Genomic DNA, 12762 nt, shown 5'->3' on the forward strand with positions numbered 1-12762 from the left:
TTGTTAAATATAGCGTTTTGATAAAAAATTCAATAAAATCAATAATCTACCTGACAGTTTTTTATGGCAGTTTTTTATATTAGAAGATGTTTATTTTTAAAAAGTAAAGTTGTTCTGTAAGCTGATACTTACAGAACAATGATAATTGAAACTAGCTAAATAATTTATGGCATTGTAGGCAGATCCAATCCCAGATTCCACCAAAAAATCCTGTTTCTTCAACATTTTGCAAAGCAACAAGTGGCTGTTCACTAATTACTTTACCATCTAATAGGAACTGCATTTTACCTACGGCTGTACCTTTGGTTATTGGAGCATAAATATAATCATCAATTTTATATTCAACTTGCACATCTGCCGCACGACCTTTTGGTACGGTGATGTAAGCGCCATTAATTGCACCTAATTGAATTTTATTTTCATCACCATACCAAATCGTTTCTGATGCTAATGGCGTATCGGCTTTTACAGGATTTGCAGTTTCAAAAAAGCGGAATCCCCATACTAGTAATTTTTTACTTTCTTCTTCACGCCCTTTAAAGGTTCGTCCACCTAGTACCGCTGAAATTAAACGGGTATTGCCTTCAACCGCTGAAGCAACTAAGTTATAGCCAGCAGCATTGGTATGTCCTGTTTTAATTCCATCAACGTTTAATGTGGTATCCCAAAGTAGTCCATTTCGATTAAGTTGTGGTTTTGATAGGGTATAGGTAAATTCTTTTTGTTTATAAATAGAATATTCTTCTGGTAAATCACGAATCAATGCTTGCCCTAAAAAAGCCATGTCTTTAGCTGTTGTGTATTGCCCTGGCGCATCAAGCCCATGAACGGTTTCAAAATGGGTATGGTTTAGTCCAATTTTTTTTGCATAATCATTCATTAGGTTAACAAATGCACCTTGACTTCCTGCAACATGTTCTGCCATTGCAATACAAGCATCGTTACCAGATTGGATGATAATACCTTTATTAAGATCAGATACTGATACTGTTTTACCCACTTCTAAAAACATCAATGATGACCCTTTTAAAACAGGGTTGCCCGTTGCCCATGCATCTTTACTCACTACAACCATATCATCATTTTTTATGCGTCCTGATCGTAGTGCTTGACCAACCACATAACTGGTCATCATTTTGGTTAGGCTAGCTGGATCACGCTGTTGTTCAGCATTATATTGTGCTAAAATTTCGCCTGATTTTGCATCGATTAAAATATAAGATTCAGCATCTAGTTGCGGAATAGCTGGGATAGGAAAAACCATTTCAGCTGATGCTGATGAACAAATTGCAAGCGCAAACAAAGCAAAAGATAATTTAAATTTCTTTTTCATTTATTTCAGTTCCGTTAAATATTTTTAGACAACATATATCGATGTGTGTGGATAGACATCATAATGCCAAAACTTGCCATTAATACGACTAAAGATGAGCCCCCATAACTTATTAGAGGTAATGGTACACCAACTACTGGTAAGATTCCACTGACCATACCAATATTAATAAATGCATAAATAAAAAATACTAAAATTAGTCCACCCGATAAAATTCGTCCAAATGTTGTTTGTGCTTGAGCTGCAATAATAAGTCCGCGCACAATTAAGCATAAAAATAGAATTAACAAAATAATGGAACCAATAAAACCAAACTCTTCAGCTATAACTGAAAAGATAAAATCGGTGTGCCGCTCTGGTAAAAATTCAAGTTGCGATTGCGTACCTTCAAGCCAGCCTTTACCCCATATACCACCCGAGCCAATTGCTGTTTTAGATTGAATAATATGATAACCAGCTCCATTTGGATCAAGCTCAGGATTTATTAGCATCAATACGCGTTTTTGTTGATAATCATGCATTAAAAAGAACCACATAATTGGTAAAAATATAGCAATTAAAATTAATGCAATAAGAATATAGCGCCAATTAATGCCTGCTAAAAAAATAATAAAAATTCCTGACATAATAATCAATATTGCTGTGCCCAGATCTGGTTGCATAGCAACAAGTAATGTAGGCACTCCAATTATACCAAGTGTTTGTAATGTGGTTTTTAATGGCGGTGGGCATCCATCACGATGAATGAACTTTGCAACCATTAATGGTACGGCTATTTTGGCTATTTCAGAAGGTTGAAATCGCAAAATACCTAAATCTAACCAGCGCTGTGCGCCTTTACTGGTATATCCAAAAATATCTACTAGTAATAGTATGATAATACAAACAACATACAGATATGGTGACCATTTTTCATAGGTTCTGGGCGAAAATTGTGCCAGCGTAATCATTACAGTATAGCCAAGTAATATTTGTATTACTCGCTTTTGCATCATATCAATATTTTGCCCACTAGCGCTCCAAAGTATATAAAGACTATAACCTAGTAATAAAGTAATAAATAGAAAAAATAAGGGATCAATATGTATTTTTTGCCAAAAAGGTTTTTTACTATTATTCATTATTAATCTTCAGCTCCTGTATTTGGTGATGGTTCATCTAGCTCTGTTGAGTTATTTCCAAGAAGATAAAAATCTAATATTTTACGAGCTACAGCACCGCCGTTTGAGCTTCCTCCACCACCATTTTCTAAGACAATGGCTAAGGCAATTTTTGGATTATCGTAAGGAGCATAAGCAATAAATAACGCATGATCGCGTAAATGTTCAGGGATCTTATGAGCGTTATAAACTTCATCTTGTTTTAAGCCATAAACTTGTGCGGTACCTGATTTGCCAGCCGCTTGATATTTTGCATCTGCATAAATTTTACGAGCCGTTCCTCGTGATCCAAACATGACACGATGCATACCTTCTTTAGCTAAATCCCAATAAATTGATTTAACATTAACTAAACTATTATCTTCTATATATTTTTCAGGATTAATTGTTGGTTGATGTTCATCTGAATTTAAAATATCGCTCTTTTTATATAATAAAAAATGCGGAGTATAAGTTTTACCATTATTAATTAAAGTGGTTAATGCTTTTGCCATTTGGATAGGTGTTGCAGTCCAATAACCTTGACCAATACCAACTGGTATAGTATCGCCTTGTAACCAAGACTTTTTATAACGTTTGATTTTCCATTCACGACTAGGCATAACTGCTCGTGTTTCTTCGTTTGGTGAAATATCTATACCTGTTCGTTCACCATAACCAAATTTAGTCATCCACAAATTTAGGCGGTCAATGCCCATATCATAAGCAACTTGATAAAAGTAGGTATCAACTGATTCTTCAATCGCTCTTAATACATCAACTCGACCGTGTCCCCATTTTAACCAATCACGATAACGCCGTTCAGTACCAGGTAATTGCCACCAACCAGGATCATTAACCACGCTTTTTGGTGTGATCACTCCTTCACTTAAGGCCGCTATGGAAATAAAAGGTTTAACTGTTGAAGCTGGTGGATAAGCACCTAATAAAGCTCGATTAAAAAGTGGCTTACTAGGATCTTTGAGTAATTCGCTATATTTAGTGCTTGATATACCACCAACAAAAGGATTGGAGTCATAACTTGGGCTAGAAACCAAGGATAAAACTTCACCATTATTAGGGTCAATAGCTACCACTGCAGCTTTACGTCCAGCCAGTAATTGCTCTATATAAAGCTGTAATTTTAGGTTAATAGATAAATAGATATCTTCACCTGCTTGTGGTGGATGTTGATTTAGCTGGCGTACAATTCTACCTCGGCTGTTAACTTCAACCTTTTCATAACCAGGGGTTCCATGTAATACGTCTTCGTAGTACTTTTCTATCCCCATTTTACCAATATTAAAAGTTGCCACATAATCACTCGCTTTATTTTCATCTTCTAATCGCTGTTTATCTTGGCTATTAATTTTAGAGATATAGCCAAGAATATGGGTCAGTGATGATCCATAAGGGTAATAACGATGCTGTATACCTACAATAGAAACAAACGGAAAACGATGTTGATCTACAACAAAACGAGCTATTTGTTTTTCGGTTAAATTATCTTTTAGCGGTACTGGACGATGAGCTCTATAATTGCGTCGTTCTTTTTGAAATGTTTCAATATCTTCATCTGTCAAATCAACAATTTTTTTTAATTGCTCAAATTGTTCATTGAGGTTTTTAGTTTTATCGGGAATGATATTTAATTGATATGTAATATTATTAATCGCTAATGGCGTACCATTACGATCATAAATCATGCCACGATTAGGTGGAATAGGAATAATTTCAATACGATTATCATTAGATTTAGTAGTGTAATAGCTATAATTCAAAATCTGTAAACTAGCTAAGTTTGCAATCAATATGATAATTAAAATAATAATGACAATAAAAGAAAACAGTGCTCGGCGTAAAAACAAATTTGCTTCCGCGGAATGATCTCGAATCTTCGTTTTCTTTTTTTTACTTGAGATAGAGATAATAGTACTCCTCTAAATACTTCTTTCTGTATGCTGCAACTTATGTTGCATATGTTGCTGTTCTTCCCATTTTTCGTAAGCATTAACAATTCTAGCAACTACTGGGTGGCGCACGACATCTTCACTATTAAAAAAATTAAAACTAATTTCATCAACTTGGCTTAATACTTCTATTGCATGACGTAACCCAGATTTTTGATTACGCGGTAAATCGATTTGAGTAATATCACCTGTTATTACCGCTTTCGAATTAAAGCCAATTCGAGTTAAAAACATTTTCATTTGTTCAATCGTTGTATTTTGGCTTTCATCAAGAATAATAAATGCATCATTTAATGTTCGTCCACGCATATAAGCGAGTGGCGCCACTTCAATCACACTTTTTTCAATTAATTTTTCGACTTTTTCAAAACCTAACATTTCAAATAAAGCATCATAAAGTGGACGTAAGTAAGGATCCACTTTTTGGCTTAAATCGCCTGGTAAAAAGCCAAGTTTTTCACCAGCTTCGACTGCTGGTCGAGTTAGTACAATACGACGAATCTGTTGTTTTTCGAGCGCATCAACTGCAGCGGCTACCGCTAAATAAGTTTTACCTGTTCCAGCAGGCCCTATACCAAAAGAAATGTCGTAATCCAAAACATGAGCTATGTATTGTGCTTGGTTCGCTGTTCGGGGTTTGATTATACCTCGCTTAGTTTTTATCATCACTAGCTTTCCGCCTTGATGATCAACATAACTAGGTAAGTGTTCACTCACTTTTTCAAGCGCACCTGTCTCTTTGATAGCTAAATGAATTTGTTCTGGTTCAATATCAATTATTTTGTCTTTGATTTTGGTTTGTTTATAAAGAGATTGCAAAATATCAATAGTCGCTCGAACACAAATATCATCACCAGTTATTGAAAATAAATTACCTCGATGATTAATTTCAATACCAAGCCGACGTTCTAACTGTTTTATATTGTCATTATAAGGACCACAAAGACTATTAAGCCGCTGATTATCAGCGGGCTCAAGTATGGTTTCTTGTGTTGTAATATTCAAAAATAAAACCTCTATTCAATTAATTTTAATTGCTCAGACGCTGTTCATATAAAGAACATTTTTCAACGCCTTTTATAAAATCCATTTTACATTGATGACAAGAAACAATATTTCCGTTAACAACATTAGCTACTCCACTTGTTGATTGATTTTCATCAAATCCTTGTGATTTCAATTTATTAACCAAAATTGAAATAGGTGTTCCACTTTTTAACTCTTGTTCAACATATGAAGCTATTTGTTCTTCAAATGTTGGCGGTACATACTCGAGCACATTTTCGTTATAATCGCTATTGCATTGATTACATTTTATATAACGACCTAAGGTAAAGTAACTAAAAATAGAAATAAAAAATAATGTAAAATATTTTGCTACTTTTATTTGTGTGTATTTCTGTTGTTTTTCGTCAGTAGTAATATTTTGTTGTGAGCAACAATTAGGACAATTAAATTGTCCACCACGTTCGTTGACTTCTCTTCCACGAGTACCTAAAATAATAAACGTTTTTGCTTTCCTATTTTCTTATTTAATAATTTTTTAATTTCTATAAAAAAATAACTAAATATTTTACGTTTTGTTTTTATGGTTGATAAATACCAACACCTAAATCATTTTCCTTTCGAGTTCGAGATATAACTGACATTGGTGATTCGCTTACGCGTAGATCCATTTCATCTTCAGTTCTAACTACTTTGCCACGCAATGAATTTGGATAAACATCGGTAATTTCAACGTCAACAAATTTTCCAATCATTTCAGGGCGACCTTCAAAGTTAACTATTCTATTATTTTCGGTTCGGCCTGTTAATTCCATAAGATCTTTTTTAGATGGACCTTCAACCAAAATGCGTTGCACGGTATTTAACATACGACGGCTAAATTGCATGGCTTGTTGGTTAATTCGCTCTTGAAGAATGTATAGTCTTTGTTTTTTTTCTTCTTCCGAAACATTATCTTCCATTTCAGCAGCTGGCGTACCAGGACGTGCTGAATAAACAAAACTGTAACTTAAATCAAAATTAACATCGGCAATTAATTTCATGGTTTGCTCAAAGTCTTCTTGTGTTTCACCTGGGAAACCAACAATAAAATCGGAGCTAATTTGAATATCTGGTCGTACTTTGCGTAGTTTTCGAATAATTGATTTATATTCAAGTGCGGTATGCGTACGTTTCATTAAGTTTAATACACGATCTGAGCCACTTTGTACTGGCAAATGTAAAAAATTTACTAGCTCTGGTGTGTCACGATAAACATCAATAATATCATCTGTAAATTCGATTGGATGGCTAGTTGTAAAACGAATACGATCTATACCATCAATGGCTGCAACTAAGCGTAGTAATTCAGCAAAGGAACAAATATCACCATCGAATGTGGGTCCACGATATGCATTTACATTTTGACCTAATAGATTGACTTCACGTACACCTTGCTCGGCAAGCTGAGCTATTTCATAAATAACATCATCACAAGGTCGACTAACTTCTTCACCTCGAGTATAAGGAACTACGCAATAAGTACAATATTTATTACATCCTTCCATAATTGAAACAAATGCGGTTGGGCCTTCGCTACGAGGTTCTGGTAGGCGATCAAATTTTTCAATTTCAGGAAAGCTTACATCAACCACATGATTACCTTTACCACTTCTAACTTGCTCAATCATTTCTGGTAATCGGTGAAAGGTCTGAGGTCCAAAAATAATATCCACAAATGGTGCACGTTTACGAATATGGGCGCCTTCTTGTGAAGCAACACATCCTCCTACACCAATAATGATATTTGGGTTATTTTTTTTAAGGTTCTTCCAACGTCCTAATTGATGAAAGACTTTTTCTTGGGCTTTTTCTCGAATAGAGCAGGTATTGAGTAATAAAATATCTGCTTCTTCGGCATTTTCAGTTAAAGTTAAACCGTGGGTAGATTCAAGGAGATCTGCCATTTTTGTTGAGTCATACTCATTCATTTGACAGCCCCAAGTTTTGATATGTAGTTTTTTGCTCATCAATAACTCAGCTATAATTTAATTGTTAAAATGAAAACGGGTTTAAATCCGCGATTTTAGCGTGCTATATTGTAATCTTTTGTTATTATAGGGTCTATAACAAAATAAAAATGACAACTCAAAACAAGGTTGTTTTTATTATTTAATTTTATAATCTTTTTTATTATAAAAATTGATTGATAATTTAGAACAGACTATTTACAAAAATAACAGTCGATTATGATAATCATTCTTTTTAATATCCCTTTAGTTTATGCTATTATCAGCAACTAATTTTGATAATAAATAAAGTTTTTAAGGTATGAAAAAAACATTTAGCCCAACAAAGCGCCTATTAATAAAAGGTATTATTGCTACATGTTTGTTATCCGTCACTCGTGTAGGCTTTGCCGCTGCAATGGCGCAAGTTATTGCTGTGCGTGTTTGGCCTTCATCAACTTATACAAGAATTACTTTAGAATCAAATATCAGCTTAAAATATAAGCACTTTTTATTAAGTAATCCTAATAGGATCGCTGTTGACATTAACAATGTTAATCTAAATCCAATTTTAAAAAATATCTCATCAAAAGTATTAAAGCACGATCCTTATATTAAATCTATACGCGTTGTTCAACGTGATCCAAAGACAGTTAGAATTTTGATCGAATTAAAACAAGGTGTTCAACCTAATACTTTTACCTTATCGCCGATTGCAAAATTCAAACATCGTTTGGTGATGGATCTTTATCCATCTAAACCTGCTTCAAGTACAGATGATGACCCTTTACTTGCGCTTTTAGAAGAATATAAAAAAGGTGATCTCAATAAAAAGCAATCTGGTATAAAAACACCAACCAATAAGAGTAAAAATGCTCCTGTTATTGTCGTGCTCGATCCTGGACACGGTGGAGAAGATCCCGGCGCTATTGGCTACAATAAAACACGTGAAAAAGATATTGTTTTGCAAATTGCACGTCGTACTTATAATTTACTTAAGAAAGAACCGAATATAAAAGTCTACATGACCCGTAATGAAGATGTTTTTATCCCATTAAAAGTACGAGTTGCTAAAGCTCGTTCACTCCATGCAGATCTATTCATTTCTATTCATGCTGATGCCTTTGCTAATCGTTCTGTCGGTGGTTCATCTGTTTTTGCATTATCAACAGGTGGAGCAAGTAGTTCTGCAGCCAATTACTTAGCCCAAACTCAAAATGAAGCAGATCAAATAGGTGGTGTTAGTCGCAGTGGCGATAAATATTTAGATAATACCATTTTAGATTTGGTTCAAAAAACAACATTAAATAATGGTGTATTACTTGGTAATGCTATTTTGAATCGAATGAAAAGAGTCAATAAGTTGCATAAACCATCACTTGAAAAAGCAGGTTTTGCAGTGTTAAAAGCACCCGATATTCCATCTGTTTTAGTAGAAACAGCCTTTATTAGTAATATTACTGAAGAAAAAAAATTAAAGACTGTTTCATTCCAAAATCAAGTATCTAAATCAATTGTTGATGGTATTAAAGATTATCTGAAAAAACGCAAAAATTAAATTTGTAAAAAGTTTCAGAACAGCTTGTATTTAAGTATAAAACTATTGAATAATAATTAAACACCTTTCAGCATCTAATTCTGGTATAGTCAATTTAATATTTTGTTTAAGTGTAAAACCATCAGCAATAGGATCTATATCGCTTCCTTTTAAAGCATAAAAAAATCCTTGTTCATTAGGAAGATGTTTACACCAACTAAGCATGTCTTGCAATGAAGCAAATGCTCGGCTAATAACTCCATCAAACTTTTTATCGTTATACTCTTCTATTCGGCTTTGTATTGGGTTTATATTAGTTAACTTTAATTCAAACTTAACCTGTTTTAAAAATCGAATACGCTTACCTAAACTATCCACCAAATCAAATTGTTTATCTGGGTTAATAATTGCTAGTGGAACGCCTGGTAAACCAGGACCGGTTCCAACATCAATAAAAGTTTTGCCAGTTAAATAGGGCGATACAACTAAACTATCCATAATATGTTTGATTAACATTTCATTAGGATCTCGTACAGCTGTTAAGTTGTAAGTCTTATTCCATTTGTTGAGCATTTCAACATAATGGATCAATTGATCTATTTGTGATTCTGAGATCAAAAGATCCGTTTGATCTATTAGATTAATTAGTTTCTTTTTTAACATAATTTTTCTTTTTTAAATAAACTAGTAACATTGAAATCGCAGCAGGAGTAATTCCTGATATACGCGAAGCTTGTCCTATTGAAATAGGTTTATGTTGTTTTAATTTAGCCACAACTTCGTTCGATAAACCCGATATTTCAGCATAATCAATATGCTCAGGAATAAGCGTTTCTTCATTGCGTTTTTGACGTTCAATTTCTTCTATTTGCAGTTTTATATATCCATCATATTTAACTTGAATTTCAACCTGTTCCGCAGCCTGTGCGTCAGACAATCCAGGAGCAAATAATGAAAGCGATTTCAGTGTGTTATAACTCATTTCAGGTCGCTTAAGTAACTCTTCTCCATTGGCTTCTTTAGTCAAATTAGCACTTAACACTGCATTTACTTCGTCAATGCTTTCAATATGAGGATGTACCCATATATCACGTAATCTTGCTCTTTCTTGTTCAATAGCTTCAAATTTTTCGTTAAAACGTTGCCAGCGATAATCATCAACCATACCTAGCTTGCGGCCAATCTCAGTTAAGCGAATATCAGCATTGTCTTCACGTAACATTAAACGATATTCAGCACGCGAGGTAAACATGCGATAAGGTTCGTTAGTACCAAGAGTACAAAGATCATCAACTAATACCCCTAAATAGGCTTGATCACGGCTTGGATACCATTGATCTTGATCATATGCAAAACGTGCTGCATTTAAACCAGCAAGCATTCCTTGAGCTGCGGCTTCTTCATAGCCAGTTGTTCCGTTGATCTGTCCTGCTAAAAAGAGACCTTTAATAACTTTACTTTCAAGTGTTGGTTTAAGATCCCTTGGATCAAAATAATCATATTCGATCGCATAACCAGGTCTGACAATATTAGCATTTTCTAATCCTTTCATACTGCGTACAAATGCTAATTGTGTATCAAATGGTAAACTTGTTGAGATCCCATTTGGATATATTTCGTTGCTATCTAATCCTTCAGGTTCTAAATAGATCTGATGAGAATTACGATCCGCAAAACGCATAATTTTGTCTTCAATAGATGGGCAGTATCTTGGACCAACTCCTTCTATAACACCTGTATACATGGGACTACGATCTAAACTATTTCGGATGATCTCGTGCGTTGTTTCGTTAGTGCTTGTTATATAGCAAGGAATTTGTTTAGGATGTTCGTTTGCATTACCTAAAAATGAGAATACAGGAACAGGATCATCACCATATTGTGTACCTAATTTTGAAAAATCAATTGTTCTCGCATCAATTCGTGGTGGGGTACCAGTTTTTAATCGTCCCATTCTAAATGGATATTGATGAAGTGATTTTGATAAGCCTATCGAAGCAGGATCGCCTGTACGTCCACCACTGTAATTATTAAGTCCTATATGGATCTTTCCGTCTAAAAAGGTGCCTGTTGTTAATACGACTGTTTTAGCTTTAAAGCAAACTCCCATTTGGGTTTTTACACCTATGATCTGATCGTTTTCGATGATCACATCTTCAACAGATTGTTGAAAGATCATTAAGTTATCTTGATTTTCAAGCGTAGTTCGGATCACTTTGCAATATAGTGATCGATCTGCTTGTGCTCTTGTAGCCCTAACTGCAGGTCCTTTACTGCTATTTAAGATCCTAAATTGAATCCCAGCATGATCAATAGCGTGTGCCATTAAACCACCCATAGCATCAATTTCTTTTACTAAATGGCCTTTTCCTATACCTCCAATGGCAGGATTACAAGACATTTGTCCTAAAGTATTGATATTATGGGTTAAAAGTAGTGTTTTTCGCCCCATTCTTGCTGATGCCATTGCTGCTTCTGTTCCTGCATGACCGCCACCAACGATGATGGCATCAAAAAGATCTGGATAAAACATAAAAAGCCTCGTATTTTTTTTGTGTATAGATGATCGCTAATTTAGATCGGGAGATTTGATTTATTCAGGGTAGGAGATTTTACTCATCTTTTTGGTTACGTCAAATGATCTATTAGGATCGCGTTCTAAATAAAATAAGATCTTTTAGATGATCTTTTTATTTTTATTATTATTAGATCGGATCCTTTTTGTTGATAACTCTTTTTTGTGATTATTTTATAGGATCTTATCGATCTGTTCATTCTGTTAATTGATCGGATCTTTTTTTGTTTAAACTTGTGTATAACTATTATTTTTATCCACAGCTGTTTTCTATTTTTAAGTTGTTAGTGCGATTATAACAGCTTGTTATCCTAATTTTTAACAGAGTTATCCACAAAAATTAAGTTTGATCGCTTAATTTTTAACTTTTTGTTGTTTTTATTTTAAACAACACTTTTTGATCGTTTTATTGTTTTTTGTTTTATTTTTTTATTAACTGTTATCTGTTTGTCTTTTTGTATAAAAGTGATTGATTTTTATAAAAGCAAATTTATACTTAATATGATTTTATTTGTATTGTGAGGTTACTTTATTACTCTTTCACAGTTACCTTTGCCTTTTCCATTATCTAATAATGAAACTTTTGATAGTTTTTATGTAGGTAATAATCGGTTATTGTTTGATTCATTGCAAACCTTGTTAGGTAAAGAGGGATTTAATGTCTTTTATATATGGGCGGCTAGCGTTGCAGGCCGAACTCACCTTTTACATGCGTCAAGCCAAAATAAATTAGCTAGTTATATTCCATTAAAACAGCATTACCATTTGGTACCTGAAATTTTACAGGGATTAGAAAATTATGATTTAGTCTGTCTAGATGATATTGATGCAATAGCAGGTCATAGAGATTGGGAAGAGGCTATTTTCGATTTATTTAATCGTTTGACAGAAAAAAATGTGAGTAAATTATTGATAACCGCAAATGCACCACCTAAACAAATTTCTTTTATATTGCCTGATCTAGTTTCTAGATTATCTTGGGGGCAGGTTTATCAATTAAAAGAACTTAGCGATGATGACAAGCTTAAAGCTTTGCAATTGAGAGCGCAATTAAGTGGATTTGAACTATCAACAGATGTTGGGTTATTTTTATTAAAACGTGTTAATCGCGATATGCGTACATTATTTTCTTTATTAGAAAAGTTTGAAGTAGCAACGTTAGCACAACAACGAAAGCTAACTATTCCTTTTATTAAAAATATTTTGGATTTGTAA

At 33.9% G+C, this 12762-nt stretch carries 10 protein-coding genes; 2 read left to right on the top strand and 8 right to left on the bottom strand.

Features of this window, described 5'->3' with window-relative positions:
• Positions 1 to 151 precede the first annotated feature (151 nt).
• From A9G25_RS08420 to miaB, 6 genes are all read right to left on the bottom strand, one after another.
• Positions 152 to 1333 carry a serine hydrolase gene (locus A9G25_RS08420; protein ID WP_065626552.1) on the bottom strand — a complete coding sequence of 394 codons (1182 nt, stop codon included), beginning with the start codon at positions 1331 to 1333 and terminating at the stop codon, positions 152 to 154.
• A 14-nt stretch (positions 1334 to 1347) separates the two neighbouring features.
• On the bottom strand, positions 1348 to 2454 hold the full coding sequence (mrdB, locus tag A9G25_RS08425) for a peptidoglycan glycosyltransferase MrdB (protein WP_065626553.1): 1107 nt from the start codon (positions 2452 to 2454) through the stop codon (positions 1348 to 1350).
• A gap of 2 nt (positions 2455 to 2456) precedes the next feature.
• Positions 2457 to 4394: a penicillin-binding protein 2 gene (gene mrdA, locus A9G25_RS08430; RefSeq protein WP_065626554.1), complete on the bottom strand. Its 1938-nt coding sequence runs from the start codon at positions 4392 to 4394 to the stop codon at positions 2457 to 2459.
• An 18-nt stretch (positions 4395 to 4412) separates the two neighbouring features.
• On the bottom strand, positions 4413 to 5447 hold the full coding sequence (locus A9G25_RS08435; RefSeq protein ID WP_065610013.1) for a PhoH family protein: 1035 nt from the start codon (positions 5445 to 5447) through the stop codon (positions 4413 to 4415).
• 25 nt (positions 5448 to 5472) lie between these two features.
• Positions 5473 to 5721 (bottom strand): hypothetical protein, encoded by a 249-nt coding sequence (locus A9G25_RS08440; protein WP_065626555.1) that lies wholly within the window; start codon positions 5719 to 5721, stop codon positions 5473 to 5475.
• 307 nt (positions 5722 to 6028) lie between these two features.
• A complete protein-coding gene (gene miaB / locus A9G25_RS08445; RefSeq protein ID WP_065590779.1) occupies positions 6029 to 7456 on the bottom strand; it encodes a tRNA (N6-isopentenyl adenosine(37)-C2)-methylthiotransferase MiaB in 1428 nt (475 codons plus the stop codon).
• A gap of 301 nt (positions 7457 to 7757) precedes the next feature.
• On the opposite strand from miaB, the gene A9G25_RS08450 reads away from it, so the two are divergent.
• Positions 7758 to 8993, top strand: a complete 1236-nt coding sequence (locus tag A9G25_RS08450) for an N-acetylmuramoyl-L-alanine amidase (RefSeq protein WP_065626556.1) — start codon at positions 7758 to 7760, stop codon at positions 8991 to 8993.
• 42 nt (positions 8994 to 9035) lie between these two features.
• Here A9G25_RS08450 and rsmG read toward each other — a convergent pair whose 3' ends face one another.
• Together rsmG and mnmG are read right to left on the bottom strand one after the other, a co-directional pair.
• Complete coding sequence (gene rsmG, locus A9G25_RS08455) at positions 9036 to 9635, bottom strand: 16S rRNA (guanine(527)-N(7))-methyltransferase RsmG (protein WP_065626557.1); 600 nt, start codon at positions 9633 to 9635, stop codon at positions 9036 to 9038.
• Positions 9613 to 11505, bottom strand: a complete 1893-nt coding sequence (gene mnmG, locus A9G25_RS08460) for a tRNA uridine-5-carboxymethylaminomethyl(34) synthesis enzyme MnmG (RefSeq protein ID WP_065626558.1) — start codon at positions 11503 to 11505, stop codon at positions 9613 to 9615. Before mnmG ends, rsmG begins: the two co-directional genes overlap by 23 nt.
• Before the next feature lie 573 nt (positions 11506 to 12078).
• Between mnmG and hda the strand changes: the two genes are divergently transcribed.
• The gene (hda, locus tag A9G25_RS08465) at positions 12079 to 12762 is read left to right on the top strand and encodes a DnaA inactivator Hda (protein WP_080702332.1); all 684 of its coding nucleotides are present in this window, start codon (positions 12079 to 12081) and stop codon (positions 12760 to 12762) included.

It is taken from the genome of Gilliamella sp. Bif1-4 (assembly GCF_001690535.1).
In the GTDB taxonomy this organism is placed as follows: Bacteria; Pseudomonadota; Gammaproteobacteria; order Enterobacterales; family Orbaceae; genus Gilliamella; species Gilliamella bombi.